This is a genomic window from Pseudomonas sp. GW821-FHT03C07 (genome assembly GCF_059420925.1).
The window spans coordinates 158,759-185,218 of sequence record NZ_JBWKUQ010000001.1 but is presented as its reverse complement, the minus strand read 5'-3'; the positions used below and the strand labels follow the sequence as shown (position 1 = coordinate 185,218).

At 61.2% G+C, this 26,460-nt stretch carries 23 protein-coding genes and 2 pseudogenes; 11 read left to right on the top strand and 14 right to left on the bottom strand.

What is annotated here, in order from left to right; all coding sequences use genetic code 11:
• Positions 1–4 precede the first annotated feature (4 nt).
• The 6 genes from AC07VG_RS00735 to AC07VG_RS00710 all read left to right on the top strand — a co-directional run bounded on the left by AC07VG_RS00735 (position 5) and on the right by AC07VG_RS00710 (position 5,162).
• Positions 5–667: an amino acid ABC transporter permease gene (locus AC07VG_RS00735; protein ID WP_495000913.1), complete on the top strand. Its 663-nt coding sequence runs from the start codon at positions 5–7 to the stop codon at positions 665–667.
• Positions 664–1,440, top strand: coding sequence for an amino acid ABC transporter ATP-binding protein (locus AC07VG_RS00730; protein ID WP_100941152.1), 777 nt, complete (start codon positions 664–666; stop codon positions 1,438–1,440). Before AC07VG_RS00735 ends, AC07VG_RS00730 begins: the two co-directional genes overlap by 4 nt.
• A 22-nt stretch (positions 1,441–1,462) precedes the next feature.
• On the top strand, positions 1,463–1,852 hold the full coding sequence (locus AC07VG_RS00725) for a RidA family protein (RefSeq protein WP_495000912.1): 390 nt from the start codon (positions 1,463–1,465) through the stop codon (positions 1,850–1,852).
• Between the two features lie 231 nt (positions 1,853–2,083).
• The gene (locus tag AC07VG_RS00720; RefSeq protein WP_495000911.1) at positions 2,084–2,848 is read left to right on the top strand and encodes an IclR family transcriptional regulator; all 765 of its coding nucleotides are present in this window, start codon (positions 2,084–2,086) and stop codon (positions 2,846–2,848) included.
• Positions 2,849–2,885: 37 nt separating this feature from the next.
• Positions 2,886–4,103, top strand: a complete 1,218-nt coding sequence (locus AC07VG_RS00715) for an amino acid deaminase (RefSeq protein ID WP_495020269.1) — start codon at positions 2,886–2,888, stop codon at positions 4,101–4,103.
• 132 nt (positions 4,104–4,235) lie between these two features.
• Entirely contained in the window at positions 4,236–5,162 is a 927-nt protein-coding gene (locus AC07VG_RS00710) for a sugar kinase (protein WP_495020268.1), read from the top strand.
• A gap of 159 nt (positions 5,163–5,321) precedes the next feature.
• Here AC07VG_RS00710 and AC07VG_RS00705 read toward each other — a convergent pair whose 3' ends face one another.
• Together AC07VG_RS00705 and AC07VG_RS00700 are read right to left on the bottom strand one after the other, a co-directional pair.
• The gene (locus AC07VG_RS00705) at positions 5,322–5,597 is read right to left on the bottom strand and encodes a peptidylprolyl isomerase (RefSeq protein WP_103499111.1); all 276 of its coding nucleotides are present in this window, start codon (positions 5,595–5,597) and stop codon (positions 5,322–5,324) included.
• 57 nt (positions 5,598–5,654) lie between these two features.
• A pseudogene (locus AC07VG_RS00700) lies at positions 5,655–7,265 on the bottom strand (ATP-binding protein); the annotation flags it as partial.
• 168 nt (positions 7,266–7,433) lie between these two features.
• On the opposite strand from AC07VG_RS00700, the gene AC07VG_RS00695 reads away from it, so the two are divergent.
• Complete coding sequence (locus AC07VG_RS00695) at positions 7,434–8,603, top strand: PilT/PilU family type 4a pilus ATPase (RefSeq protein ID WP_495000908.1); 1,170 nt, start codon at positions 7,434–7,436, stop codon at positions 8,601–8,603.
• A gap of 18 nt (positions 8,604–8,621) precedes the next feature.
• Here the strand turns inward: AC07VG_RS00695 and AC07VG_RS00690 are convergent, their stop codons facing one another.
• From AC07VG_RS00690 to AC07VG_RS00655, 8 genes are all read right to left on the bottom strand, one after another.
• Positions 8,622–9,557: a carbohydrate kinase family protein gene (locus AC07VG_RS00690; RefSeq protein WP_495020267.1), complete on the bottom strand. Its 936-nt coding sequence runs from the start codon at positions 9,555–9,557 to the stop codon at positions 8,622–8,624.
• 6 nt (positions 9,558–9,563) lie between these two features.
• Entirely contained in the window at positions 9,564–11,054 is a 1,491-nt protein-coding gene (gene xylB / locus AC07VG_RS00685; protein WP_495000906.1) for a xylulokinase, read from the bottom strand.
• Between the two features lie 152 nt (positions 11,055–11,206).
• The gene (locus AC07VG_RS00680) at positions 11,207–12,697 is read right to left on the bottom strand and encodes a mannitol dehydrogenase family protein (protein ID WP_495000905.1); all 1,491 of its coding nucleotides are present in this window, start codon (positions 12,695–12,697) and stop codon (positions 11,207–11,209) included.
• A gap of 18 nt (positions 12,698–12,715) precedes the next feature.
• Positions 12,716–13,819 (bottom strand): ABC transporter ATP-binding protein, encoded by a 1,104-nt coding sequence (locus tag AC07VG_RS00675; RefSeq protein WP_495000904.1) that lies wholly within the window; start codon positions 13,817–13,819, stop codon positions 12,716–12,718.
• A gap of 146 nt (positions 13,820–13,965) precedes the next feature.
• A complete protein-coding gene (locus AC07VG_RS00670) occupies positions 13,966–14,802 on the bottom strand; it encodes a carbohydrate ABC transporter permease (RefSeq protein ID WP_495000903.1) in 837 nt (278 codons plus the stop codon).
• A gap of 10 nt (positions 14,803–14,812) precedes the next feature.
• Positions 14,813–15,739, bottom strand: coding sequence for a carbohydrate ABC transporter permease (locus tag AC07VG_RS00665; RefSeq protein WP_495020266.1), 927 nt, complete (start codon positions 15,737–15,739; stop codon positions 14,813–14,815).
• 157 nt (positions 15,740–15,896) lie between these two features.
• Positions 15,897–17,207: an ABC transporter substrate-binding protein gene (locus tag AC07VG_RS00660; RefSeq protein ID WP_495000901.1), complete on the bottom strand. Its 1,311-nt coding sequence runs from the start codon at positions 17,205–17,207 to the stop codon at positions 15,897–15,899.
• 438 nt (positions 17,208–17,645) lie between these two features.
• Entirely contained in the window at positions 17,646–18,617 is a 972-nt protein-coding gene (locus AC07VG_RS00655; RefSeq protein ID WP_495000900.1) for a DNA-binding protein, read from the bottom strand.
• A 178-nt stretch (positions 18,618–18,795) separates the two neighbouring features.
• On the opposite strand from AC07VG_RS00655, the gene AC07VG_RS00650 reads away from it, so the two are divergent.
• The 3 genes from AC07VG_RS00650 (at position 18,796) to ahpF (ending at position 22,128) form a co-directional block, all read left to right on the top strand.
• The gene (locus tag AC07VG_RS00650; protein WP_495000899.1) at positions 18,796–19,740 is read left to right on the top strand and encodes a site-specific integrase; all 945 of its coding nucleotides are present in this window, start codon (positions 18,796–18,798) and stop codon (positions 19,738–19,740) included.
• Between the two features lie 133 nt (positions 19,741–19,873).
• On the top strand, positions 19,874–20,437 hold the full coding sequence (gene ahpC, locus AC07VG_RS00645; RefSeq protein ID WP_495000898.1) for an alkyl hydroperoxide reductase subunit C: 564 nt from the start codon (positions 19,874–19,876) through the stop codon (positions 20,435–20,437).
• Between the two features lie 125 nt (positions 20,438–20,562).
• Positions 20,563–22,128, top strand: a complete 1,566-nt coding sequence (ahpF, locus tag AC07VG_RS00640) for an alkyl hydroperoxide reductase subunit F (protein ID WP_495000897.1) — start codon at positions 20,563–20,565, stop codon at positions 22,126–22,128.
• A 157-nt stretch (positions 22,129–22,285) separates the two neighbouring features.
• On the opposite strand, the gene gloA is transcribed toward ahpF, so the two are convergent.
• From gloA to AC07VG_RS00620, 4 genes and pseudogenes are all read right to left on the bottom strand, one after another.
• Positions 22,286–22,816, bottom strand: coding sequence for a lactoylglutathione lyase (gloA, locus tag AC07VG_RS00635; RefSeq protein WP_495020265.1), 531 nt, complete (start codon positions 22,814–22,816; stop codon positions 22,286–22,288).
• Between the two features lie 610 nt (positions 22,817–23,426).
• Positions 23,427–23,783 carry a histone-like nucleoid-structuring protein, MvaT/MvaU family gene (locus AC07VG_RS00630; protein ID WP_495000895.1) on the bottom strand — a complete coding sequence of 119 codons (357 nt, stop codon included), beginning with the start codon at positions 23,781–23,783 and terminating at the stop codon, positions 23,427–23,429.
• A 243-nt stretch (positions 23,784–24,026) separates the two neighbouring features.
• A pseudogene (locus AC07VG_RS00625) lies at positions 24,027–24,401 on the bottom strand (EAL domain-containing protein); the annotation flags it as partial.
• Complete coding sequence (locus AC07VG_RS00620) at positions 24,371–25,252, bottom strand: LysR family transcriptional regulator (protein WP_495000894.1); 882 nt, start codon at positions 25,250–25,252, stop codon at positions 24,371–24,373. The pseudogene AC07VG_RS00625 and the gene AC07VG_RS00620, both read right to left, overlap by 31 nt.
• 88 nt (positions 25,253–25,340) lie before the next feature.
• On the opposite strand from AC07VG_RS00620, the gene AC07VG_RS00615 reads away from it, so the two are divergent.
• Positions 25,341–26,282 (top strand): DMT family transporter, encoded by a 942-nt coding sequence (locus AC07VG_RS00615; RefSeq protein WP_495000893.1) that lies wholly within the window; start codon positions 25,341–25,343, stop codon positions 26,280–26,282.
• Positions 26,283–26,460: the final 178 nt, after the last annotated feature.

Genomic DNA, 26,460 nt, shown 5'->3' with positions numbered 1-26,460 from the left:
ACTCATGTACGAAGCGCAAAGTTGGTGGCATGAGTTGTGGATCGCCCGGGAAACCCTCTGGGAGGGATTCCAGACCAGTGTCGCGGTTTCGCTCCTGGCGATTGTCTGTGGCACCTTGATCGGCATTGTCGCCGGCCTGGTGCTGACCTACGGCAAGTTCTGGATGCGCGTGCCGTTTCGCCTGTATGTCGACCTGATCCGCGGTACCCCGGTGTTTGTGCTGGTCCTGGCCTGCTTCTACATGGCCCCGGCCCTGGGTTGGCAGATCAGCGCCTTCCAGGCCGGCGCGCTGGGGCTGACGCTGTTCTGTGGCTCCCACGTGGCGGAGATCGTGCGCGGCGCGATGCAGGCCATCCCCCGTGGCCAGATGGAGGCGAGCAAGGCCATCGGCCTGACCTTCCACCAGGCCCTCGGTTATGTGCTGCTGCCCCAGGCGCTGCGGCAGATCCTGCCGACCTGGGTCAATTCGTCCACCGAGATCGTCAAGGCCTCGACCCTGCTCTCGGTAATCGGTGTCGCCGAACTGCTGCTCAGCACCCAGCAGGTGATTGCCCGGACCTTCATGACCCTGGAGTTCTACCTGTTCGCCGGTTTCTTGTTCTTCATCATCAACTACTCGATCGAGTTGCTCGGTCGGCATATTGAAAAGCGGGTGGCCTTGCCATGACGACTGATTCCCAAGCACTGCTCAGCATTCGCGGGCTGCACAAACAATACGGCAAGCTCGAAGTGCTCAAGGGCGTCGACCTGGACATGCAGCGCGGCAACGTGGTCACGCTGATCGGCTCCAGCGGCTCGGGCAAGACCACGCTGCTGCGCTGCGTGAACCTGCTGGAAGAGTTCCAGGGCGGCCAGATCACCCTGGACGGCGAATCCATCGGCTACAGCGAAGTCAACGGCAAGCGCGTCCGCCATCCGGAAAAAGTCATCGCCCAGCATCGGGCCATGACCGGCATGGCGTTCCAGCAGTTCAACCTGTTTCCACACCTCACGGCCTTGCAGAACGTGACCCTGGGCCTGCTCAAGGTCAAGAAGCTGCCCAAGGACCAGGCCGTGGCGCTGGCGGAGAAATGGCTGGAACGGGTCGGCTTGCTGGAACGGCGCAATCACTTTCCCGGGCAGTTGTCCGGCGGCCAGCAGCAACGGGTCGCGATTGCCCGGGCCATTGCGATGAACCCGAGCCTGATGCTGTTCGACGAAGTCACCTCGGCCCTCGACCCGGAACTGGTCGGGGAAGTGCTGGCGGTAATCAAGGGCCTGGCGGAAGAGGGCATGACCATGTTGCTGGTCACCCACGAGATGCGTTTTGCCTTCGAGGTCTCGGACAAGATCGTTTTCATGAACCAGGGGCGTATTGAAGAACAGGGGCCACCCAAAGAACTGTTCGAGCGTCCGCAGTCGCCGCGCCTCGCGGAATTTCTGAAAAACACCCGTTTTTAATGTGTTATCCAAGGAGAACAGTATGAGTATTACTCGTTATGGCACCGGCAGCACCGCGGGTGGCGGTCAGCCGCGTCCTTTCGCCCGTGCCGTCGAAGCCGATGGCTGGTTGCACGTGTCCGGCCAGGTACCGGCGCTGAATGGCGAAATCATTGTCGGCGGCATCGTCGAGCAGACGCACCAGACCATGAAGAACCTGATGGCGATTCTCGAAGAAGCCGGTTATGGCCTGGAAGATGTAGTGCGCGCCGGTGTCTGGCTGGAGGACCCACGAGATTTCTGGAGCTTCAACAAGGTGTTTTCCGAGTACTTCACGGCCGAACACGCTCCGGCGCGGGCCTGTGTCCAGGCGAATATGATGGTCGACTGCAAGGTCGAGATCGATTGCATCGCCTACAAGAAAAAGGCCTGACGGTCGGCGTTTGTGTGGTGATCGGAAGACCTGTGGCGAGCGGGCTTGCCCCGGCGCCGCTGTAGGAGCGAGCTTGCTCGCGATGGTAGCCCAGGCACCGTGGGGTATCAGCTGCCCGGTGTCATCGTTGACGACCTCGCGAGCAAGCTCGCTCCTACAACATAGGGGCAGCCCCGCGAACATCAATCTGGGTAAACTCCCCGGCAATTTTTCCAATGAGATGGCACTGACATGAGCGAAGACACCATCAAGCGTCGGGCAAAAGGGCTGGACCGGGCGTTCGATATCCTCGATTACCTCAAGGAAGTCGGCCAGCCGCTGCGTCCCAACGACATCGCCAGCGGCATCGGCAGCCCGAAATCCACGGTCTACGAGCTGGTGGCATCCTTGCTGGAACGGCGCATCCTCGAGTTGGTCGGCAAGGAAGGTCATGTCTATCTGGGCCGTCAGCTGTATTTTCTCGGCCAGGCGCACCTGCGGCATTTCGACCTAAGTCGCGAGGCCGACCACGCCTTGCAGGAAATTGTCAGCCAAACCCGGGAAACCGCGCAGATGTGCCTGCTCAACGGGCGCAAATACACCGTGGCGCTGATGAAGGAAGGTGAGCGGCATTTCCGGATTTCCTCGGACATCGGTGAAAACGCGCCGATTCCCTGGACCGCCTCCGGGCGCCTGCTGCTGGCGCACCTGAGCGACCAGCAAATCATCGACCTGATCGACCATGACGACTTTATCCTGCCGGACGGCCAGCGCCTGCCGTTGGAAGTCTTTCTCAAGGAAATTCGCCAGGCCGGGATCGATGGGTTCTTCTCCTTCGATAGCGTCGCCGACACCTTTACCCATTGTTTCGCCGCGCCCGTCAAGGACGAGCGGGGCATTTGCATCGCTACCCTGTGCATCGTCGCCCCGCGGGCGGATGCCAAGACTCACTACAACGACTATCGCCGGGTGCTGATCGAGAGCGCGAACAACCTGGCCCGTCGCATCAACGACTAGCGCGGCCGCCTGGGGCGCCGCTGATAAGGAGTTTGAAATGCCTACTGCCGTGAACTTCGCCGCCGTGGAAAAAGGCGCCGCCAGCGTCGGCGCGCAACTGGTGAACGATGTCAGCTTGCCGGCCCTGGTGCTCCACCGCGATGCGCTGGAGCACAATATTCGCTGGATGCAGGATTTCGTCAGTCGTAGCGGCGCCGAGCTGGCGCCCCATGGCAAGACCAGCATGGTGCCGGCGCTGTTCGCTCGGCAACTGGCCGCCGGAGCCTGGGGCATTACCCTGGCGAGCGCCGTGCAGACCCGTGCCGCCTACGCGGCCGGTGTGCGGCGGGTGCTGATGGCCAACCAACTGGTGGGCGCGCCGAACATGGCGCTGATCGCCGGCTTGCTGGCCGATGCGCAGTTCGAGTTTCACTGCATGGTCGATCACCCGGACAACGTCGCCGCCCTGGGGGCTTTCTTCGCCGAACGCGGCCTGCGCTTGAATGTGATGATCGAGTACGGCGTGGTCGGTGGTCGTTGCGGTTGCCGCAGCGAGCAGGAGGTGCTGGACCTGGCCCGGGCCATCAAGGCCCAGCCGGCGCTGGCCCTGACCGGTATCGAAGGCTATGAAGGGGTGATTCACGGCGATCAGGCCGAGAGTGGCATCCGTGCCTTTGCCGGCTCCCTGGTGCGACTGGCGGTGGAGCTGCAAAACAATGGTGCATTTGATATCGGCAAACCGATCATCACCGCCTCGGGGTCGGCCTGGTACGACCTGATCGCCGAGGAGTTCGAAGCCCAGGACGCCGATGGGCGTTTTCTCAGTGTGTTGCGTCCGGGCAGTTATGTCGCCCATGACCATGGCATCTACAAGGACGCGCAGTGCTGCGTGCTGCATCGTCGGGGTGATCTGAGTGAAGGTTTGCGCCCGGCGCTGGAAGTCTGGGCCCATGTGCAATCGATGCCGGAACCGGGCTTCGCGGTGATCGCCCTGGGCAAGCGCGATGTGGCCTTCGATGCCGGGTTGCCGGTGCCGTTGTTGCGTTATCAGCCGGGAGTATTGCCGGCGCTGGGCGAGGATGTCAGCGCTTGCAAGGTGACAGCGGTGATGGACCAGCATGCGTTCATGACCGTGGCGCCGGGCTGTGAGCTGAAGGTCGGGGATATCGTCTCGTTTGGCACTTCGCATCCGTGCCTGACCTTCGACAAGTGGCGGGTTGGTTGCATTGTCGATGAGCAGATGATGGTTATCGAAGTGTTCGAGACCTGTTTCTAATCGGATACCGCTGTCGCGAGCAAGCTTGCTCCTACAGTGTCCGGGTCGTGCCTGACTCTTGTGTACGACCTGAACCTGTAGGAGCAAGCTTGCTCGCGATAGCGTCCTGACAGACACCACGAGACTTTCCGAATGACCACCCTGAACCTGCCCCCACCATGCATCGCCTTGATCGGCGAATGCATGATCGAACTGCAACAACATACCGACGGCAGCCTGCACCAGAGCTTCGGCGGCGACACCCTGAACACCGCCGTCTATCTGTCCCGCGAGCTCGGCGGGCGGGCCTCGGTGGACTATGTCACGGCTCTCGGCGACGACAGCTTCAGCGACAGCATGTGCCGCATCTGGCGCGCGGAAGGCATCGGCCTGGACCTGGTGCAGCGTCTGCCGGGGCGCTTGCCCGGTTTGTACTGCATCCAGACCGACGCCAAAGGTGAGCGGCGTTTTCTCTACTGGCGCAACGAAGCGGCCGTGCGCGACTGCTTTACCGCGCCGACCGCCACCCCGGTGCTGGCGGCTTTACCGGAATACGACGTGCTGTATTTCAGCGGCATCACCCTGGCGGTGCTCGGTGAGCTTGGGCGGGAAAAGCTGATTGCCGTGCTGCAAGAGGCCCGTCGGGGTGATACCCGGGTGGTCTTCGACAACAACTACCGACCGCGACTCTGGGCGGATGTCGAGCAGGCGCGTGAGGCGTATCGGTCGGTATTGCCCTATGTCGACCTGGCGCTGCTGACTCTGGAAGACGAGCAGGCGCTGTTTGATTATGCCGATAGCGAGGCGGTGTTCAGCGCCTACCAGAACTTCGGCACGCCGGAAGTAGTGATCAAGCGCGGCGCCGAGAGTTGCCTGATTCGCTGCGCGGGCGAGGCCTTCGAGGTTCCGGCGCAGAAGGTCGAGATGGTGCTGGACACCACAGCGGCGGGGGATTCGTTCAGTGCCGCGTACCTGGCCAGTCGCCTGACAGGCGGCGATCCACGACAGGCGGCGTTGGCGGGGCATGCGCTGGCAAGTCGGGTGATTCAGGTGCGTGGGGCGCTGATCCCGCGAGATTGATCTGGAAAATACAGTGCCCCTGAGGGCCTCTTCGCGGGCAAGCTCCGCTCCCACAATACCTGTGTTGACGGCAAATAGGGTGGACAACGCAGGCATTGTGGGAGCGGAGCTTGTCGGGACGCCACACCGCCGCGAAGAACGATGACGCGGTTTTCCGGTTCAATCGCGATAGAAAACCTGCACCAGGTGATAACCGAACTTGCTCTTGATCGGCCCGTGCACGGTGCGCAGCGGCTTCTTGAAGATCACCTGGTCGATGGCGCCGACCATCTGCCCGGGCCGGACTTCCCCCAGGTCGCCGCCACGCTTGCCGGACGGGCAAGTGGAGTACTTTTTGGCCAGCACATCGAAGGCTTCGCCTTTGACGATACGTAGCCTGAGTTGTTCGGCTTCCTCGGCGGTCTTGACCAGGATATGGCGGGCTTGGGCTTTCATCGATTCGTTACCTTGAAGCGTTGGGGCATGTGGCGGGCGCGGGATTATGCCCGAAGATCAGGACGTTTGCCCGATCATGTCGCGCACCCGGTTCGCTAATGCATCGAGGGTGAAGGGCTTGGCGATCAGGTCCATGCCGGGCTCCAGGAAACCCTGGCGCTCGGCGGCTTTCTCGGCGTAACCGGTCATGAACAGCACCTTGAGCCCCGGGCGGTGCTGGCGGGCGACTTCGGCCAATTGTCGCCCATTCATCCCCGGCAGGCCGACATCGGTCACCAGCAGGTCGATCCGCAGGCTCGATTCCAGCAGCGGCAAGGCGGTCCGCGCATCCGCCGCCGGGTGCACGGTATAACCCAACTCGTCGAGGACATTGAGCACCAGCATGCGCACCGCCGGATCATCCTCCACCACCATCACCGATTCGTCGATCTCGGCCAGCGGTGACTCCGCGGGGTGCCGTGGCGGTCGCGGCGTCTCGGCTTGCGCCGCGTGATAGCGCGGCAGGTACAAGCGGACGCAGGTGCCTTTGCCCGGTTCGCTTTCCAGGGTGACGTGACCACCGGACTGCTGGGCAAAGCCATAGATCATCGACAGCCCCAGGCCGGTGCCCTGGCCGATGGGCTTGGTGGTGAAGAACGGGTCGAAGGCCTTGGCCAGGATCAGCGGGCTCATGCCGGTCCCATTGTCGCTGACGCCGATCATCACGTAGTCGCCGGCCTTGACCGGCTCCAGGGTGCTGATATCGCCGCCGTCGAGGTAGCTGTTGGCGGTCTCGATCCGTAGTTCGCCGCCATCGGGCATGGCGTCGCGGGCGTTGATCACCAGATTGAGCAGGGCGCTTTCCAGTTGCCCGGTGTCGGTGTTGACCGGCCAGACATCCTGGCCCAGTTCGACTTTCAGGCTGATATGGGCGCCCTTGGTGCGGCTGAACAATTCTTCCAGCGATTGCACCAACTGGTTGGGATCGATGCGCTTGCGGTCCAGCGATTGCCGGCGGGAAAACGCCAGCAGCCGGTGGGTGAGGGCAGCGGCCCGTTGCGCCGAGCTCACCGCGGCGTCGGCAAAACGGCCGATCTCGTCGCTACGACCGGCGGCGATATAGCGTTGCATCAGGTCCAGGCTGCCGATAATGCCGGTGAGCATATTGTTGAAATCATGGGCAATGCCGCCGGTGAGTTGGCCCACCGCTTCCATTTTCTGCGCATGGCGCAGCGCCTCTTCGGCGCGTTCGCGCTCGACCATCTCGTTCTGCAAGCGCTGGTTGGACTCGGCCAGCGCCCGGGTGCGCTGGGCGACGCGCTCCTCCAGGGTCTCGTTGAGGTTGCGCAGGGCTTCTTCGGTGCGCTTGTGCTCGGTTATATCCAGTGCCGCGCCGACAAAGCGCTGGGCCCGGCCATGGGGCCCGAGGTGGCAGCGCCCACGGGCGAAGACCCAGCGCACCTGGCCGTCGGCTTGCACTACCCGGTATTCTTCAGCGTGCTCGGTGTGTTGCTCCAGGCATTGTTTGATACCGTGGGCCACCAGGGCGCGGTCCTCGGGGTGCACACTGTCCAGGTAGACGCTGATGGGCGTCTGGCTGGCCCGCGCCGGGTCGACACCGTGCAATTGGGCGAAGTGGGCATCGGCGAGAAAAAGGTCCTGGTCGATATCCCAGTCCCAGGTCCCGAGTCGGGTGGCGGTATCGCCTGGAGATCCATTCATAAACCTGCCTTGAAGATGAAGCTTTGGGTTGCGCCGCGGCTTATTATCCCGCCAAGCTGTAGACATTCGTCACATTGAAATGACACAAGCTTAATCGCTAAACCTCTTTTTGACTGTATTGCGGACACTTTTGCCATGGATATCCACGCGTTGCTGAAAACCCTGGCCGCCCAGGACGGTTCGGACCTGTATCTGTCCACCGGGGCGCCGCCCTGCGCCAAATTCAATGGCGTGCTCAAGCCGTTGGGCGGCGAATCGCTGAAGCTCGGCGAAGTGGCGGCCATTGCCGACGGTATCATGGACGCCGAACAACGCCTGCAGTTCGAACGGGAACTGGAAATGAATCTGGCCTTGTCCCTGCCGGGTGTCGGTCGGTTCCGGATCAATATCTTCAAGCAGCGTAACGAAGTGTCCATCGTGGCGCGCAATATCAAGCTGGAAATTCCTCGTTTCGAAGACCTCAAGCTGCCGCCGATCCTGCTCGAGACCATCATGGAAAAACGTGGACTGGTGCTGTTCGTCGGCGCCACCGGTTCGGGCAAGTCGACTTCCCTGGCGGCCTTGATCGACTACCGCAACCGCCACAGCAGCGGCCACATCATCACCATCGAAGATCCGGTGGAGTATATCCATCGCCACAAGAAGTCGATCATCAACCAGCGCGAGGTCGGGGTCGACACCCGCAGCTTCCACGCAGCGCTGAAAAACACCCTGCGTCAGGCGCCGGACGTGATCCTGATCGGCGAGATCCGCGACCGTGAAACCATGGAGCATGCCCTGGCGTTCGCCGATACCGGGCACCTGGCAATCTCCACCCTGCACGCCAACAACGCCAACCAGGCGCTGGACCGCATCATCAACTTCTTTCCGGAAGATCGCCGGCCGCAATTGCTCAATGACCTGGGCAACAACCTCAAGGCGTTCGTTTCACAACGCCTGGTCGCCACCCTGGACGGCAAGCGCCGGGCGGCGGTAGAAGTGATGCTGGGTACGCCGACGGTGCGTGACTTTATCAAGCGCAACGAGTTCTCCGAGCTCAAGGGCATCATGGAGAAGTCCGAGCTCATCGGCATGCGCACCTTCGATACGGCCTTGTTCGAACTGGTGGTGGAGGGGGCGATTGACGAGGAGGAGGCACTGAAGAATGCCGACTCGGTGAACAACCTGCGCCTGCGCCTGAAGCTGCACCAGGATACCGCAGCCCTGACCGTGCAGAAGACCGCTCCCGCGCCGCCGATCGCGGCGAAGGAGTTGGATGCCAAGGATTGGGGCCTGGTGGAGGATGGTGGCTTGCCCCGCAGTTGATAGGGATAAACGCGCTGCTCAGTCCAGCTGATGTCGATACGGCAAGTCCGGGCCGTTACGGCTACAGGTAATCGCCGCGGCACTGACGGCGAAGGTCAGCATCGCGTCGATCTGGGGCTTGTCCAGGTGTTCCAAGCCCTGCACCGAGTCCAGTTGCTGTTCGGTCAACCAGGCGATCAGGGCGGCCTGGAAGGTATCGCCGGCACCGACGGTATCGGCGGTGACGACTTCGCGGGCCGGCACCGACCAGTGGCCATGCCGGCGACTGTAGACACTGGCGCCCTGGGTGCCACGGGTCAGGAACACCAGCTGGCAGCGCTTGGCCAGCCATTCCTGGGCGATGTCCTGCGGGTCGCGATCCGGGTAGAGCAGGCCCAGGTCCTCGTCGCTGACCTTGATCATATCAGCATGTTCGGCCAGGGCCGCGATCCGCTGGCGCCAGAGCTCGATGTTCGGCTCCGGGTTGAGTCTGACGTTGGGGTCGAGGGTGATCAGCCGCCGACCGCTTTCCCGTCTCACCAGGCTCAGCAGGGTGTCGGCAATCGGTTGCACCACCAACGAGAATGAGCCGATATGCAGGCCGCGCACCTCGTCGCCGAGTTTCGGCAGGTGCCCCGGCAGCAACTGGCGGTCGGCACAGCCTTCGCCCCGGAAACTGTAATGCGGCGAGCCGTCGGCGCCCACGGCGACCATCGCCAGGGTGGTGGGCGCGTCGAAGTCCAGCAGGTAATCGGCGCGTACGCCTTCTTCCTGCAGGACCTGTTGCAAGCGGCGTCCGAGGTAGTCGGTGGACAAGCCGGCAAACAACGCCGCATCGACCCCCAGGCGGCGCAGACCGACCGCGACGTTGAACGGCGAACCACCGGCAATCGCCTTGAAATTCACTTTCGCGGTTTGCCCGCTCGTATCATCACTGAAAAAATCGAACAGCGCTTCACCACAGACCAGATACATGGGAACTCACTCTTGAAGGGCCGCTACCTGTTGGCGGTAGCGTTGGTAAATGGGTTGGTAGGCAGCGACATTGGCTGCAATCGGCCGGGTTTCGCTCGCCAGATCGAGGCTGACGCAACGTTCGCACAGTCCGGCCAGATCTTGCACGCCGGCGGACTCGCACCAGGCCGCCTGGATCGCCGCACCGAGGGCCGCGGCTTCGCTCTGGCGGGTGCAGACCACCGGGGTGTCCATGATATCGGCGACCATCTGCCGCCACACCGGGCTTTTCGAGCCGCCGCCGGTCAAGCGGATGCCGTGGCTGCGCAGGCCGGCTTCGCGCAGCAGGTCCAGGCCATAACGCAAGCCGAAGGTGGTGCCCTCGACCACGGCCCGGCACAGATTGGCCTGGGTCAGGTTGGTCAGGGTCAGGCCTGACAGGCTGCCATTGGCCTGGGGCAGGGCAGGCACCCGTTCACCGTTGAGAAACGGCAGCATGCTGACCCCGTCGGCGCCGATCGGGGCTTGCTCGACCCGGGTATTGAACTCGTCGAGCCCGAGATTGAACAACTCGCGCACGGCGCCGGTGGCGTTGGTCAGGTTCATGGTGCAGATCAGCGGCAGCCAGCCACCGCTGGAAGAGCAGAAGGCCGCGACCGAGGCATGCGGGCTGACCAGCGGCTGGTCGGCATAGGCATAGACCGTACCGGACGAGCCCAGGCTCATGGTGATGACCCCGGCCTGGATATTGCCGGTGCCGATGGCACCCATCATGTTGTCGCCACCGCCACTGGCAACCATTGCGTTCGGGTTGATGCCCAGCCGTCCGGCGATTTCGGGAAGTATCCGGCCCACCGGCTGGTGGGCTTCGATCAGCTCCGGCAAGGCCGCTTGCAGGCGCCCGCTGGGGTCGATCTCGTGCAGCAGGGACAGGTCCCAGCGGCGTTTGCGCACATCGAAATAGCCGCTGCCCGAGGCATCGCCATATTCCGCGCAACTACGGCCGGTGAGCCAGTAGTTGAGGTAATCGTGAGGCAGCAGGATATGCGCGATCCGGGCGAACAGTTCGGGATGCTGTTCCCGGGTCCAGAGCAGCTTGGACACGGTATAGCCGGGAGCGATTACCAGGCCGAGGCGTTCGAGCGAGCCCTGTTCGCCGCCCAGCTGTTCCAGCAGGCGCTGGTTTTGCGGGGTGGTTTCGGTGTCGCACCAGAGCTTGGCCGGGCGCAGAACCTGGCCCTGCTCATCGAGCAGGACCAGACCGTGCTGCTGGCCGGAAACGCCGATAGCAAGGATCGCCTGACCGTCGACGGCGGCCACCGCCAGTGCTTGCTGGGTGGCTTGGACAAAAGCCTCCAGCCATTGCCCGGTGTCCTGCTCGCGGCGGCCGTTGGCGCCGCTGATCATCGTATGCGGCGCCGCGCCCTGGCCCAGCACTTGACCGCTGACGCTGTCGAGGACGATGGCCTTGGTGCCTTGGGTGCCGCAGTCGATGCCCAGATAGAGTTTTTGATTCATGGCGGTGCCTGGCAGTTAGAACAGGATCACTACATCATTATTGTGGGAGCGGAGCTTGCCCGCGAAGCTTTTGGCGACCTTGAGGCCGCCTTCGCGGGCAAGCTCCGCTCCCACAGGTTCATATCCCACAAATTCAAGTATCGACCGTTATATCAGTGTGTGGCCGGAACTGTAGCCAACAAACGCTCCAGCGTCTTGCTCACGCCCACTTCGCGCAAGCTGTTGAAGCAGCGTTCGAAAGCGGCGATAAACTCGGCGGACCGGGGAATCGCAGTGCCGAAAATCTCTTCCACGGCGAACAGACGTTGCACGATCAAGGTGTCATCCGCCACCAGCGCCTGGCAGAACTCGGCCCGTGGGTCCGGAATGCTGTAGGTCGTGCCGTTTTCATCGACGCCCTTGAGGTACAGGGCCCAGGCCGCCACCACCAGCGCCGCGCGTTCGGTCTCGCGACCGTCAGCGATCAGCCGGTTGAGGGTCGGGATAGTGAACTTGGGAAATTTCGACGAGCCATCGGAGCAGACTCGCTCCAACTGGTCGGCAATCGCCTGGTTGGAGAAGCGCTGTACCAGAGTGTTCTTGTACTCGGTCAGGTCGATCCCCGGCACCGGCGCCAGTTGCGGGGTGACATCCAGATCCATATAGGCACGCATGTACTTCACGAACAACGGGTCGTTCATGGTCTCGTGGACAAATCGATAACCCTTGAGGAACCCCAGGTAGGTCAGGGCCAGGTGGCTGCCGTTAAGCAGCTTGATCTTCATCTCCTCATAGGGTGTGACGTCATCGGTGAACTGCACACCGACCTTTTCCCAGGCCGGGCGACCGTTGACGAACTTGTCTTCCAGCACCCATTGCACAAAGGGTTCGCAGACCACCGGCCAGGCATCGTCGACGCCGTGCTCGTCATGCAGTTGCAGGCGGTGGGCGGTGCTGGTCATCGGCGTGATGCGGTCGACCATGGCATTGGGAAAGCTCACATGGGCGGCGATCCAGTCATGCAGGTCGGCGTCGCGCAAGGCGGCGAAGGCCAGCAGCGCCTTGCGGGCTACCGCGCCGTTGTGGGGCAGGTTGTCGCAGGACATCAGGGTGAAGGCCGGGATACCGGCGGCCCGGCGCTTGGCCAGGGCCGCGCAAAGAAAGCCGAAGACGGTTTGCGGTGCCTCGGGGTGGCTGAGGTCGTGCTGGATCTGCGGCAGGTGCGTCATGAACTCGCCGTTGCTGTCGTCGATGCAATAGCCACCTTCGGTGATGGTCAGCGAGACGATACGGATCTCTGCCGAGGCGAGTTTGTCGATCAGCGCCTGGCGGTTGTCCTCGGCCAGCAGCATATCGCTGATGGCGCCGATCACCCGGACCTCAGTGTCGTCGCCGTCGCCCAGCTCAAACAAGGTGAAGAGGTAGTCCTGGCCGGCCAGGTCATCCCGGGCGCGACGGTCTTCGTTACGCAGACCGACCCCGCAAATGGCCCAGTCCAGGCCCTCGCCGGTGTTCATCAGGGCGTCGGTGTAATAAGCCTGGTGGGCGCGGTGGAAGCCGCCGACGCCGATATGGGCGATGCCCTGGCGGATATCGGCCAGGCTGTAGAGGGGCAGGCGGACTTCCGGCGCCAGCCGGTGCAGATTCTGTTTGTTCAGGTTCATGGCTAGGGCTCTCGACAATCAGGCGGCAGCGCGCAGCGGACGGGCGACGGCCAGACCGTTGGCATCGAACAAATGGCAGTGGCTGCTATCCAGGTGCAGATTGAGGGTTTCACCGTACTGGCTGGCCATATCGCCGCGGATGCGCATGGTCAAGGCTTCGCCGGAGGCGGTGCGCACGTGGCAGAAGGTATCGCTGCCCAGGCGCTCACCGACGTCAGCGGTGACTTTCAAGGTGCAGTCGCCGGGTTTGGCGAGCTCCAGGTGTTCCGGGCGAATGCCCAGGGTCACCGGACTGCCGACCCGGAGGCCGGCATCGCTCAGCGGCAGGCTGACACGGGTGCCGGCATCCAGTTCAACTTCACAGCCCTGGCCGTCCAGACGGCTGACCTTGCCCTTGAGAAAGCCCATTTTCGGCGTGCCGAGAAAGCCGGCAACGAACAGGTTGGCCGGCGCATGATAGAGCTCCAGAGGCGAGCCCACCTGCTCGACGCGCCCGCCGTTGAGTACCACCACCTTGTCGGCCAGGGTCATGGCTTCGACCTGGTCGTGGGTCACGTAGATCATGGTGGCCTGCAATTCTTTGTGCAGGCGCGCCAGTTCCAGGCGCATCTGTACCCGCAGGGCGGCGTCGAGGTTGGACAGCGGTTCGTCGAACAGGAAGATCTTCGGATTACGCACAATGGCGCGGCCGATGGCGACCCGCTGGCGCTGACCACCGGACAACTGCTTGGGCTTGCGCTCCAGCAGCGGGCCGAGTTCGAGGATCCGCGCGGCTTCATTGACCTTGCGCTCCACCTCGGTCTTGGCCTCGCCGGCCAGGTCGAGGGCAAAGGACATGTTCTTGCGTACGCTCATGTGCGGGTACAGGGCGTAGGTCTGGAAGACCATGGCCAGGTCGCGCTTGGCCGGGCTGACTTCGGTGATATCGCGACCATCCAGCTCGATGGTGCCGGAGCTGACCTCCTCGAGGCCCGCGATCAGTCGCAGCAGGGTCGATTTACCGCAGCCGGACGGACCGACGAAGACCACGAACTCGCGGTCGTTCACTTGCAGGTCGATGCCCTTGATGATGGACAGGCCTTCGAAACCTTTTTGCAGATTCTTGATTTTCAGGTTAGCCATGGTGAGGCTCCTTTTGAAGTTCGCTGAGAACCCTGTGGGAGCCGGCTTGCCGGCGATGGCGTCCGGATGGGCGCCGCAAGGCTCGAGGGCCTCATCGCCGGCAAGCCGGCTCCTACAGGTTCTGTTGTGTTCAAAAAATCGCTGATCTATTTCACGGCGCCGAAGGACAGGCCGCGTACCAACTGCTTCTGGCTGATCCAGCCGAAGATCAGGATCGGTGCACAGGCCAGGGTCGAGACGGCCGACAACTTGGCCCAGAACAGACCCTCGGGGCTGGAGTAGGAAGCGATCAGCGCGGTCAGCGGCGCGGCATGCGAGGAGGTCAGGTTCAACGACCAGAAAGCCTCGTTCCAGCACAGGATCAGTGACAGCAGCAGAGTCGAAGCCAGCCCGCCCTTGCTGATCGGCAGCAGCACCCGGACCATTTCCTGCCACAGGGTCGCGCCGTCGAGGCGGGCCGCTTCGAGGATGTCCTTGGGGATGTCCTTGAAGTAGGTGTAAATCATCCAGACCACGATCGGCAGGTTGATCAGGGTGTAGATCACGATCAGCGCCAGGCGTGTATCGAGCAGTCCGAAGGACTTGGCCAGCAGGTAGATCGGCATCAGCACGCCCACCGGCGGCAGCATCTTGGTGGAGAGCATCCACAGCAGGGTGCGCTTGGTCCGTTGGGTTTCATAGAACGCCATGGAGTAGGCCGCCGGCACCGCGATCAGCATGCACAGCAAGGTGGCGCTGAAGGAGATCACCACTGAGTTCCAGGCGAAGTGGAAGTAATCGCTGCGCTCCTGGATATGCAGGTAGTTCTCCAGCGTCGGGGTGAAGAAGAACTGCGGCGGCGTGGCGAACGCGTCGATCTCGGTCTTGAAGCTGGTCAGCACCATCCAGAAGATCGGGAAGAAGATCAGGATCGCAATGGCCCAGGCCAGGATGCCGAGCAGGACGCTTTGCAGGCGTCGGGATTGTTTGAGTGTGAGGGTCATGGCGCGGGCCTCAAGGCTTGTCTGTCAGGTTTTTGCCGATCATCCGCACCAGGATGATCGCGGCGATATTGGCGATGACCACGGCGATCAAGCCGCCGGCCGACGCCATGCCGACATCGAACTGCACCAGGGCCTGGTTGTAGATCAGGTAGGCCAGGTTGGTCGAGGCGTAGCCCGGACCACCGTTGGTGGTGGTGAAGATTTCCGCGAACACCGAAAGCAGGAAGATGGTCTCGATCATTACCACCACGGCAATCGGCCGGGCCAGGTGCGGCAGGGTCAGGTGCCAGAAGATCGCCACCGGACCGGCACCGTCCAGGCGCGCGGCTTCCTTCTGTTCCTGGTCGAGGGACTGCATGGCGGTCATCAGGATCAGGATGGCGAAGGGCAGCCACTGCCAGGAGACAATGATGATGATCGACAGCAGTGGGTAGTGGGCCAGCCAGTCCACCGGCTGTGCTCCGAACACTCGCCATAGTGCGGCGAGAATCCCCGAGACCGGGTGGAAAATCAGGTTTTTCCAGATCAGCGCACCGACGGTGGGCATGATGAAGAAGGGCGAGATCAACAGGACCCGGACGATGCCACGACCGAAGAACTCACTGGCTTCCAGCAGCGCCGAGATCAGCACGCCGAACACCACGCTGATCAGCAACACGCTGCCGACCAGCAACAGGGTGTTGGTGGCGCCGGGGAGAAAGCCCGAATCGGTCAGGAAGTAGGTGAAGTTTTCCAGGCCGACGAACTGGTTTTCGCCCGGGTAGAGCAGGTTGTAGCGGATCAGCGAAAAGTAGACGGTCATGCCCAGGGGCACGATCATCCACAGCAGTAGCAGGCCGACCGATGGTGAGACCAGAAACCAGCCGGGGTTGCGCAGACGGCTTTTGCGCAACGGCTGGGGTATATCCATATGGACTTTGGCAGTGGAGGTATTCATGGTGATCGGAACCAATTGGGAACAGGAGCAGACACGACTTGGCCTCTGTAGGAGCGAGCTTGCTCGCGATGGTCGTTAACGATGACGGGTGTTCAGCAGGTAAACACGGCGCTCTTGAGTCCATCGCCGGCAAGCCGGCTCCTACAGGGATTCGAGGTTACTTGGGGTAACCCGCGCGTTTCATTTCCCGTTCGGTGAAGGTCTGCGCATCGGCCAGGGCCTTGTCGACCGTGGTCTGGCCGGTCAGCGCGGCGGAGAACTGCTTGCCGACCTGGGTGCCGACCGCCTGGAACTCAGGAATGGTCACCAACTGGATCCCGACATAAGGCACGGGCTTGGCGCTCGGGTCTTTCGGGTTGGCGGCCTTGAGCGATTCCAGGGTGATCTTGGCGAACGGCGCGGCCTTCATGTAGGCGTCGCTATAGGTCGAGGCGCGAGTGCCTGGCGGTACATTGGCAATGCCGTCTTCCTTGGCGACCAGGGCTCCATACTCCTTGGAGGTGGCCCAGCTGCTGAAGACTTTCGCCGCGTCCTTGGCCTTGGAACTGGTCGGGATCGCCAGCGCCCAGGAGTAGAGCCAGGCCGAGCCTTTCTCGGTGACCTGGTGCGGTGCGTAGGTAAAGCCGACGTGGTCGCTGACCTTGCTCTGGGTCTTGTCGGTGACAAAGGAGCCGGCCACGCTGGCATCGACCCACATGGCACACTTGCCGCTGTTGAACAGCGCCAGGTTTTCGTTGAAGCCGTTACTCGAGGCGCCCGGCGGGCCAGCCTTCTTCATGGTCTCGACGTAGAAGTTCAGGGCGTTCTTCCACTCGGGGCCGGTGAATTCCGGCTGCCACTTTTCATCGAACCAGCGCGCGCCGTAGGCATTGGCCACGGTGGTGATCAGGGCCATGTTCTCGCCCCAACCGGCCTTGCCCCGCAGGCAGATACCGTATTGCTCCTTGTCGGGATGGTTGAGTTTGCTGGCGAATTCGCCGATCTGCTCCCAGGTCGGGCGCTCGGGCATGCTCAGACCGGCGTCCTTGAACAGGTCGGTGCGGTAGTAGGTCATGGAGCTTTCGGCGTAGAACGGCAGGGCGAACAGGGTGCCCTTGACGGAAAGGCCGTCGCGCACCGACGGGAATACATCGTCGATATCGTAGGCGGCGGGCAGGTTGTTCATCGGTTCCAGCCAGCCTTTGGCGCCCCACAGTGCAGCTTCGTACATGCCGATGGTCAGCACGTCGAACTGGCCGCCCTGGGTGGCAATGTCAGTGGTCAGGCGTTGGCGCAGGACGTTTTCTTCCAGTACCACCCAGTTCAGTTTGATGTCCGGGTGCTCGGCTTCGAAGGTTTTCGACAGCTTCTGCATGCGGATCATGTCGCTGTTGTTGACGGTGGCGATGGTCAGGGTCTGGGCGGCAAGGCTGACGCCGCTGAGGGTGAGGCCGGTGGTGACAAGCAGTGCGCTGGCAATGGCTTTCATCGAACACTCCTCTTCATTACGCACTGAGGCGCTGAAGGTCAGTTTATTGTTGTTGTGTCTTCCGGTGCCCTGGAAGAATCTGGCATTGATTACAGCCTTCAAACGCCGTCCTGACAAATCCTTGACGACACTTTGTTCGGTACTTTTTTGCACTGGGGCAGAATGTCGCAGGTCGGCGAAATGGCTGATCGAGATAGGGAGGGGTGGATTGGCAGGGCGATGAGGGGGTGAATCCGTACAGATTTGGCGCGCCACGGTCTTGCTGCGGGGCGTGGTGATGGTGGTGCACGTTAGGCCGCCATCGCTGGCAAGCCAGCTCCTACAGGTCGGTGTTCCAACACAAAAATATCGCCGAGCCGGTCTTCTGTGGGAGTCGGCTTGCCGGCGATGACGTCGGCAAGATCAATACAAGACTTACTGAACTCATTGCTGGCAGGGCTATTGGGGGGAGCCTAGCTCTTTCATCGCCGCTTCGGTTTCAGCCAGTTTAAGCTCAAGCGCTTGAACCAACCCCTGCCGATCAGCCGCCGCAAGCCTGAGCGCCTCGGCATCCTCCTGCGCCACCCGCAGGCGCTCCTGAAGCAGGGTGCCGGCATTCTCCAGTGCTCGTGCCTGTTGGAGCTGCTGCTCCATGCGCTGCTGCTCTTTATCCAACTGCTCCTGCGCCAGTTTGAGCGCCTTCGCGCTTCCCCGGCTTTCCGCCAACAGCCGTTCATTATCACGGTGCAACTGGGTGATTTCGTCCTGGCGTACCAGCGCACTCTGCTGGGCCTGGCGTAACTCCATCTGCACTTGCTGGATCTGCGTCTCATGTCGACGCTGTTCCTGGTCGCGCTGGTCGCGGGCGGCACTGCGGAAGTGCTCCAGTGCTTCACGGGCGTGCTGATGCTTGTCCTCCAGCGAACTAATCTGCTGATCCTTGTCCTTGAGGCGCAATTCGTAGTCGCTGCAGGCCTGGCTCAGCCCGGCGTTGCGGGTCTGTTCGGTTTGCAGCATCGAGCGGGTGGTTTGCAGGTTGCGCGATTCATCGGCCAGGGCCACGGCCTGGATCTCGAACTGCCGCTGCTGTTGTTCCAACTGCTGGACTATCTCGGTCAATTGCGCCTGCCATTCGGCTTTTTCCGTCACCAGTTGTGCCCGCGCCTGCTCGACAGGTTCCCGAGCCTGTTCCTGGAGACGTTGCGCCAGCCGCGAAACCAGTTCGCCCAGCTCTTCGTCGAGTGACTCCACGGGCGCCATACGGCGTAGATCACCGTCATCCAGTTCCTTGAGATAGCGGTGGATGGTGGTCTTGGAGCCGGTATTGCCCATTTCGATACGTACCGCATCGATGCTTGGGTGCTCGCCGCGGGCGAGGATCGCCAAGCGTGCCGTTTGTACTACCGCCTTGTTTACGCCGCCGCGAGCCATGTTCTCTCCTACGATTTCGTACCGTGGTACGTACCATGTATTTACATAGCATATAGATAAAAGAAAGAAGCTGATATTTGAAATTTTTAACACGGGATATACTGGTATTACCCCGTGTGATGAGTCGTTTTGGCGTTTTGCCCCGGGGGAGTCAGTACGGATGCCGGGAATCGAGGCCATGAACGAGCTGGACCGCTACCTGCAAGCGGCGACGCGGGAGAACACCCGTCGCAGCTATCAGGCCGCCATAGAACATTTCGAAGTGAGTTGGGGCGGTTTCCTGCCGGCCACCAGCGATAGCGTGGTGCGCTACCTGATGGCCCATGCCGGCGTGTTGTCGATCAATACGCTGAAGCTGCGGCTATCGGCCCTGGCGCAATGGCATAACAGCCAGGGTTTTGCCGATCCGACCAAGGCACCACTGGTACGCAAGGTGTTCAAGGGCATTCGAGCCTTGCACCCGGCGCGGGAGAAGCAGGCCGAGCCGCTGCAGTTGCAGCACCTTGAGCAGGTTGTCGTCAGTCTTGATGCGCAGGCGACCCTGGCCTTGGCCGCCGATGATCGGCCGACGCTGCTACGTGCCCGGCGTGACAAGGCGCTGATCCTGCTGGGCTTCTGGCGAGGCTTTCGCAGTGACGAGCTCTGTCGCCTGGAGATCAAGCATGTCCGTGCCGTCGCAGGCTCCGGCATGACACTGTATTTACCGCGCAGCAAAAGTGACCGCGACAACCTCGGTCAGACCTACCAGGCTCCGGCCTTGCAGCGCCTGTGTCCGGTGCAAGCCTATATCGACTGGATCAACAGCGCCGCACTGGCACGTGGCCCGGTATTTCGCGCCATTGATCGCTGGGGGCATCTGCGGGAGGAGGGCTTGCACGCTAGCAGCATCATCCCCTTGCTGCGCCAGGCCCTGGAGCGCGCCGGGATTGCCGCCGAGCACTACACCAGCCATTCCTTGCGCCGCGGCTTCGCCACCTGGGCTCATCGCAGTGGTTGGGATCTGAAGTCGCTGATGAGTTATGTCGGCTGGAAGGACATGAAGTCGGCCATGCGCTATATAGAAGCCAGCCCGTTTCCAGGCATGGGACTGATCGTCGAAAAGCCAGTGGGTCAGGGAGCATAAGATTTCTTCTATTAATAGTGTCTGCTCATAGCGAAAACCAATCGCGAGCATCAGCTTTGCCAATGAGCCAGAACGCAAAAGAATGGCTAGGATTCTCCCCATCAACTTCTTAACCCCTGACGGAGAGTCAACGATGCCTATCATCAACAGCCAAGTTAAACCGTTCAAAGCAACCGCTTTCAAAAACGGCGCATTCGTCGAAGTCTCGGACGCTGACCTGAAAGGCAAATGGTCGGTGGTGTTCTTCTACCCAGCTGACTTCACCTTCGTTTGCCCAACCGAACTGGAAGACCTGGCCGACAACTACGCTGAGTTCCAGAAACTAGGCGTGGAAATCTACAGCGTGTCGACTGACACCCACTTTGCCCACGCGGCCTGGCACAACACTTCGCCAGCCATCGGCAAAATCCAGTACACCATGATCGGCGACCCGACCCTGACCATCTCCCGCAACTTCGACGTCCTGATCGAAGAAGCTGGCTTGGCCGACCGCGGTACTTTCGTGATCAACCCGCAAGGCCAGATCAAGATCGTTGAACTCAACGATGGCGGTGTAGGCCGTGACGCTTCCGAGCTGCTGCGCAAGATCAAGGCCGCTCAGTACGTTGCTTCCCACCCAGGCGAAGTTTGCCCAGCCAAGTGGAAAGAAGGCGAGGCTACTCTGGCTCCGTCCCTGGACCTGGTCGGCAAGATCTAAGTCCGTGAGTGATTCAAGGGCGGTCATCCGCACCTCATAAGTCAGCCGCACCGCCCCATAACGCCCGGGTGGTAATCACCTGGGCGTTGTTATTTCTACAGTACTGAAAAAGGGAAATCGCCCGCATGTTGGACGCCAATCTTAAAGCCCAGTTGAAGTCGTACCTGGAACGGGTTACACAACCGATCGAGATCGTCGCCTCCCTTGATGACGGCGCGAAATCTCAGGAAATGCTCGCACTGCTCAAAGAAGTCGCCAGTCTTTCTACCCAGATCACCTTGTTGGACAATGGTAGCGATGCGCGCAAGCCATCGTTCTCGTTGAATCGCCCGGGAGCCGATATCAGCCTGCGCTTCGCCGGTATCCCCATGGGCCACGAATTCACTTCGTTGGTGCTGGCCCTGCTGCAAGTCGGCGGCCACCCTTCGAAAGCCAGTGTCGAAGTTATCGAACAGATCCGCTCGCTCAAGGGTGAGTTCAACTTCGAGACTTATTTCTCGCTGTCTTGCCAGAACTGCCCGGACGTGGTCCAGGCACTGAACCTGATGGCGGTACTGAATCCGAACATCCGCCACGTCGCCATCGACGGCGCGCTGTTCCAGGACGAAGTCAACGATCGCAAGATCATGGCCGTACCGAGCGTCTATCTCAATGGCGTGAACTTCGGCCAGGGCCGCATGGGCCTCGAGGAAATCCTCGGCAAGCTCGATACCGGCGCCATCGAGAAACAAGCGGAAAAAATCAGCGCCAAGGACGCCTTCGATGTCCTGGTGGTCGGCGGCGGCCCCGCCGGTGCGGCGGCGGCGATCTATGCGGCACGCAAAGGCATTCGTACCGGTGTTGCGGCGGAGCGTTTTGGTGGCCAGGTGCTGGACACCATGGCGATCGAGAATTTTATCTCGGTCCAGGAAACCGAAGGGCCGAAACTGGCCAGCGCCCTGGAAGAGCATGTTCGCCAGTACGACGTCGATATCATGAACCTGCAGCGCGCCAGCGCCCTGGTGCCGGCCAAGACTGTCGGCGGGCTGCACGAAGTGCGTTTTGAAAGCGGTGCCAGCCTCAAGGCCAAGACCGTGATCCTCGCCACTGGCGCGCGCTGGCGTGAAATGGGTGTGCCGGGCGAGCAGGAATACAAGGCCAAGGGTGTGTGCTTCTGCCCGCACTGTGACGGCCCACTGTTCAAGGGCAAGCGTGTCGCGGTGATCGGTGGTGGTAACTCCGGTGTCGAGGCGGCCATCGACCTGGCCGGTATCGTCAGCCACGTGACACTGCTGGAGTTCGACAGCAAGCTGCGCGCCGATGCCGTGCTGCAACGCAAGCTGTACAGCCTACCGAACGTCAAGGTCGTGACCAGCGCGCTGACCAGCGAGGTCAAGGGTGACGGGCAGAAGGTCACCGGCCTGGTCTACAAGGACCGCGATTCGGGTGAATTCCATACCGTCGACCTGGAGGGCATCTTTGTGCAGATCGGTTTGTTGCCCAACACCGACTGGCTCAAGGGCAGCGTCGAACTGTCGCCGCGCGGCGAGATCATCGTCGATGCCCGTGGCGAGACCTCGTTGCCCGGCATTTTCGCCGCCGGTGACGTCACTACGGTACCGTACAAGCAGATCGTGATCGCGGTGGGCGAGGGCGCCAAGGCTTCTCTGAGTGCCTTTGACCATCTGATCCGCACTTCTGCACCGGCCTGAAATGTGGGAGCGGTGCTTGCCCGCGAAGCTTTTAGCGGCCTCAAGGGCCTCTTCGCGGGCAAGCTCCGCTCCCACAGGTTCGGTAGTGCCTGAAGTTTGTATGGAAAAAAGCCCCATGAATCGAGGATTCATGGGGCTTTTTCTTTACCCGGCGTTATCAGGCATCTTGCAGCGGCGTTGGCTGGATGATTTCAACCCAGTAGGCGTCTGGATCCTTGACGAAGGCCAGGCTTTTCATGCGACCGTCGCTCAGACGTTTCTGAAATTCGACGCCCAGGGCTTCGAAACGCGCGCAGGCCGCACGAATATCCGGCACCGAGATGCAGATGTGGCCGAAGCCCCGTGGGTCGGTGTTGCCGTTGTGGTAGGCAAAATCCGGGTCGTTTTCAGTACCGTGGTTGTGGGTCAGTTCCAGGATGCCGGGAATCGACTTCATCCACTGGGTCCGCTCGGCGGCGTCAGCCGGGATCTGCGCCTTGTCCACCAGGGCAAGGAAATACAGACTGAATTCGGCTTCCGGGAAATCACGCTTCTCCACCAGGGAGAAACCCAGTACGCGGGTGTAGAAGTCCAGGGACCGAGTGGCATCCTTGACCCGCAGCATAGTGTGGTTGAACACGAAGCCCTGGGTGGCGGTGTCGGGTTGGGCGGTAACGCCGGGGAAGGTGTTCAGGTCTTGCAGGCTCATGGGCTCTCCGCACGGCAGATAAAAAAAGCGGGCAATCATGGACGCGGCAGGCTGACTCGCCGGTTCCGATCCTGTGGGGCTGGATCATACTGAAGCGGGGCGCAGGCGCCAAATTCGGACGGATGGATTTTAGCCCCGAGCACAGCTGCGCCGGGTAATAGCGGGCTATATCGGTTTTGTCAGGAAGTTATAGCGAAGTGTATAAAACTTGCCGAAGAGGCATAAAGAAGCCCGCCGAAGCGGGCATTGGGGCGCTAATCCTTTAGCAGCCTTCATCCTGTAAGAATGCATGTGAAAAATGTGTGAAGCGCGTGAGCAGATTGTTTTTCATCCGACAGACGTAATAGACATGACGCATTCTCTCGGGCGACTGTGAGAAATTTTTTACATGCAACAAAAACCGTCGAGACGCCCGGGTTACGGTTAGTAACGGGTACTGTGTCGTTTTTGAGTTCTATATTCCCGACGCTCGTCGCCGGGCGGGAACTCTTGTCTGAAAAACTTGTCGTCGATATGCGCGTTATTATCACCGTCGAGACGCCGGTCAGTATGATCCTGGGCGACAAAAAAAGCCCTGCTTGGGCAGGGCTTTTGCGTTCAAGCGTTAAAGTCAGCCGCGCAACCAGGAGTCGACGGTCGCGGCACCGTATTGTTCTTTCCAGGCTTTCAGGCCGCGGTGATTGCCGCCCTTGGTCTCGATCAGCTCACCGGTGTGAGGGTTCTGGTAAACCTTGACCACGCGGGCACGTCGCTGCTTGGGCGCGGCGGTGCCGAGTCGGCTCGGGTTTGGATCGAGGATCGCGATGATGTCGCGCAGGCTCTTGTCGTAGGCCCGCATCAGGCTCTTGAGTTTTTCTTCAAACTCGATCTCCTTTTTGAGTCCAGCGTCGTTCTTCAAGGCTTCCAGCTGGGCGAGTTGCTCTTTAAGGGCTATTTCTGCGGCACGAAATTGGGCGAGTTTTGACAAGGTATTTATCTCCACGAGTTGTATTCGGCTGCCATCTACCTAAAACAAAACGACAAGCCAATGCTTGCAACGGCTTTCGTTACGCGTGTGCACCTGGGTGTGGCAGTGCGGAAAGTTACTTAATAAGCCTGAGGGCGTCCTATCAATTTACTGCTGGCAAGAAAAAGTGTAGTAGTTATCAGGCCAAGAGTAAATAACGCGCGTTAGACGTTGAAGCAATACCGATAGGCAAGTGTCGCTGACTTATTCTGACAGCGCGACTTTATCTTCATGCACGCTGAGCTGCCGTTTGAAATTGTTAAGAAAATTCTCCGCCAGCAGTGGTTTGCCAAACAAGTAGCCCTGGAGAAAGCCCACACCCCGGGATGCCAGCTAGTCGCGCGGTACTGGCGTTTAGACACCCTCGGCGACGATGCCCAGTTCCAGCTTGCTGCTCAGTTCGATAACGCTGTCCAGAATATGCCCGGACAAGGCGTCGGCGCCGATCATGGCGAAGAAACTCTGGCCGATTTTCAGGTAATCGACATTGAACTGGCGTAAAAAGCCGAGCCTTGAATGCCCGGTGCCGAAGTCGTCAATGGCAATCATCACACCCATGTCGCACAACTGGGCGAACAGGCCAAGTCGATAAAGGCCTGGGTCGCCGGGGAGACCTGGCGCCGGTCGAGCACGGCGAGAGCGATCTGGCGCTTGACCCGTGGCGACAACGGTCGACTGACATAACCCGGGGCCGGGTGGTCCGGCAGGGATTGCTCGGCCACTATCGTGACGCCTTCGCCACGGGCCACGGTGGCCAGGGTGCTGAGCAGTTGCGCGGTGCGGTAGCGGATGTCCGGGACCAGTCGCTGGGCGGCGAACAGTTGGGCGACCAACTCCCCGGAACCGGCGCCGGTGAGGATGAACGGGTCTTGGCACAACGCCTTGAGTTCAATCGCCGACTGCTCGCACAACGGGTGGCCGACAGGGAGCAGGGCGACCATCTGGTCTTCCACCAGGGCAAAGGTGTCGAGGCGCTCCTGCGGCAGCACCACGAAACCCACGTCGATCCGCCGCTCCTCCAGCCATTGCAGCACCTGGCGATCAGGGCCTTCGTCGACTTGCACCTGGATACCCGGGTGTGCCAGCCGGTAACGGGCCAGGAGCGCCGGCAACAGTTTGGTCGAGGAGGTGGGGCCAAAGGAGCCGATGCGCAGAGTCCCGCGTTTCATGCCTCGGGCATCGGCGGCTTCCTGGCGCAAGGTGTCCGCCAGGCCGAGCATGGCCCGCGCCCGTTGCAGCAATTGCGCGCCGATATCCGTCAGCTCCACCTGGCCCTGGTGCCGGCGCAGCAACTCGACACCCAATTCCTGCTCCAGCCCCTTGAGGGCATGGGAAACCGCCGACTGGCTGATCCCCAGGCGCAGGGCCGCACTGGTAAAGCCGCGCAGTTCGGCGACCTGGGAAAATACTTCTAGTTGAGTCAGGGTCATGAGCTTTTACTCATTTTACGATGAGTCGACATAAATAAAATAATGCGGACAGTTTGACAACCGTCCGTTTCGATCCGCAGGAAAAAACATGCACACACAGGTATCCACCTTCACCGCCGGCAGCGACCTGCGGGTCTACTTCAAACTCGCCGGGGTCTCGATGATCTGGGGCGGGACCTTTGTCGCCGGGCGCTTTCTGTCCAGCGATATCGCGCCATTGCTGTTGGCCAGCCTGCGCTTCCTGCTGGCCAGCGTAATCCTGCTGGTGTTTATCGGGATGATGCGCGTGCCGCTGGTACTGCCGGACAAGAAGCAATTCGTGCAATTGCTGCTGTTGGGCTTTTTCGGCATCTTTTTCTATAACCTCTGCTTCTTTTACGGCCTGCACTACATCAATGCCTCGCGGGCTTCGTTGATCGTCGTGCTGAACCCGGCGGTGTTCGGGCTGGCATCGTGGCTGTTCTTCAAGGAACGTCTGAGCACCGCGAAAGTCCTCGGTATCCTGGTCTGTATGGGCGGTGCCGGGCTGGTGATCATCAGCGGCAACCGGAGCTTGTTCGAAGGCAGCGCCCAGACCTGGGTCGGCGACCTGTTGATTTTTGGCTGCGTACTGTCCTGGGCGGTCTACTCGCTGTTTTCCCGCAACCTGACGCGAGCGCTGGGCCCGCTGACCACCGTGACCTATTCCATTTGGCTCGGTACGGCCATGCTCTGGCTGGCGACCTGGCTGCGCGGGGAGGTGAGCCTCGCGGTGATCGACGCCTTGAGTCCGCCGCAGTTATTGAGCCTGGTCTACCTCGGCGGGCTGGGCTCGGCGCTGGCCTATATCTGGTATTACGATGGTATCCAGCGTATCGGCGCGACGCGGGCGGGGGTGTTTATCGGCCTCAACCCGCTGACCGCGGTGATCCTCGGCGCGCTATTGCTGGGCGAGCAGTTGACACTGATCATGTGCCTGGGCGGCGGGCTGATCCTGGCGGGGATCTACCTGTGTAACCGGCCGGCCTTTCAGTTGCCCGGGAGGAAATGAAAAGGGATACGGACAAAACGGGTTACGCCATGTAGAATCTGGTTACGCATATAAGAATAACGTCTTCTGGCAGCAGAAGCCTCGCCCTGAGAGACTGGGTCGACATGAAGATACTTGGGTTCCAACTGATCTACGGCGATTTCCTTGCCCGCAGCGTGCGGGGCATCTCCTGCGCGCC

Excerpts from the sequence above, each read along its gene's own strand:
- AC07VG_RS00735 (WP_495000913.1), top strand. The coding sequence starts at position 5 with ATGTACGAAGCGCAAAGTTGGTGGCATGAGTTGTGGATCGCCCGGGAA.
- AC07VG_RS00730 (WP_100941152.1), top strand. The coding sequence starts at position 664 with ATGACGACTGATTCCCAAGCACTGCTCAGCATTCGCGGGCTGCACAAA.
- AC07VG_RS00725 (WP_495000912.1), top strand. The coding sequence starts at position 1,463 with ATGAGTATTACTCGTTATGGCACCGGCAGCACCGCGGGTGGCGGTCAG.
- AC07VG_RS00720 (WP_495000911.1), top strand. The coding sequence starts at position 2,084 with ATGAGCGAAGACACCATCAAGCGTCGGGCAAAAGGGCTGGACCGGGCG.
- AC07VG_RS00715 (WP_495020269.1), top strand. The coding sequence starts at position 2,886 with ATGCCTACTGCCGTGAACTTCGCCGCCGTGGAAAAAGGCGCCGCCAGC.
- AC07VG_RS00710 (WP_495020268.1), top strand. The coding sequence starts at position 4,236 with ATGACCACCCTGAACCTGCCCCCACCATGCATCGCCTTGATCGGCGAA.
- AC07VG_RS00705 (WP_103499111.1), bottom strand. The coding sequence starts at position 5,597 with ATGAAAGCCCAAGCCCGCCATATCCTGGTCAAGACCGCCGAGGAAGCC.
- AC07VG_RS00695 (WP_495000908.1), top strand. The coding sequence starts at position 7,434 with ATGGATATCCACGCGTTGCTGAAAACCCTGGCCGCCCAGGACGGTTCG.
- AC07VG_RS00690 (WP_495020267.1), bottom strand. The coding sequence starts at position 9,557 with ATGTATCTGGTCTGTGGTGAAGCGCTGTTCGATTTTTTCAGTGATGAT.
- xylB (WP_495000906.1), bottom strand. The coding sequence starts at position 11,054 with ATGAATCAAAAACTCTATCTGGGCATCGACTGCGGCACCCAAGGCACC.
- AC07VG_RS00680 (WP_495000905.1), bottom strand. The coding sequence starts at position 12,697 with ATGAACCTGAACAAACAGAATCTGCACCGGCTGGCGCCGGAAGTCCGC.
- AC07VG_RS00675 (WP_495000904.1), bottom strand. The coding sequence starts at position 13,819 with ATGGCTAACCTGAAAATCAAGAATCTGCAAAAAGGTTTCGAAGGCCTG.
- AC07VG_RS00670 (WP_495000903.1), bottom strand. The coding sequence starts at position 14,802 with ATGACCCTCACACTCAAACAATCCCGACGCCTGCAAAGCGTCCTGCTC.
- AC07VG_RS00665 (WP_495020266.1), bottom strand. The coding sequence starts at position 15,739 with ATGAATACCTCCACTGCCAAAGTCCATATGGATATACCCCAGCCGTTG.
- AC07VG_RS00660 (WP_495000901.1), bottom strand. The coding sequence starts at position 17,207 with ATGAAAGCCATTGCCAGCGCACTGCTTGTCACCACCGGCCTCACCCTC.
- AC07VG_RS00655 (WP_495000900.1), bottom strand. The coding sequence starts at position 18,617 with ATGGCTCGCGGCGGCGTAAACAAGGCGGTAGTACAAACGGCACGCTTG.
- AC07VG_RS00650 (WP_495000899.1), top strand. The coding sequence starts at position 18,796 with ATGAACGAGCTGGACCGCTACCTGCAAGCGGCGACGCGGGAGAACACC.
- ahpC (WP_495000898.1), top strand. The coding sequence starts at position 19,874 with ATGCCTATCATCAACAGCCAAGTTAAACCGTTCAAAGCAACCGCTTTC.
- ahpF (WP_495000897.1), top strand. The coding sequence starts at position 20,563 with ATGTTGGACGCCAATCTTAAAGCCCAGTTGAAGTCGTACCTGGAACGG.
- gloA (WP_495020265.1), bottom strand. The coding sequence starts at position 22,816 with ATGAGCCTGCAAGACCTGAACACCTTCCCCGGCGTTACCGCCCAACCC.
- AC07VG_RS00620 (WP_495000894.1), bottom strand. The coding sequence starts at position 25,252 with ATGACCCTGACTCAACTAGAAGTATTTTCCCAGGTCGCCGAACTGCGC.
- AC07VG_RS00615 (WP_495000893.1), top strand. The coding sequence starts at position 25,341 with ATGCACACACAGGTATCCACCTTCACCGCCGGCAGCGACCTGCGGGTC.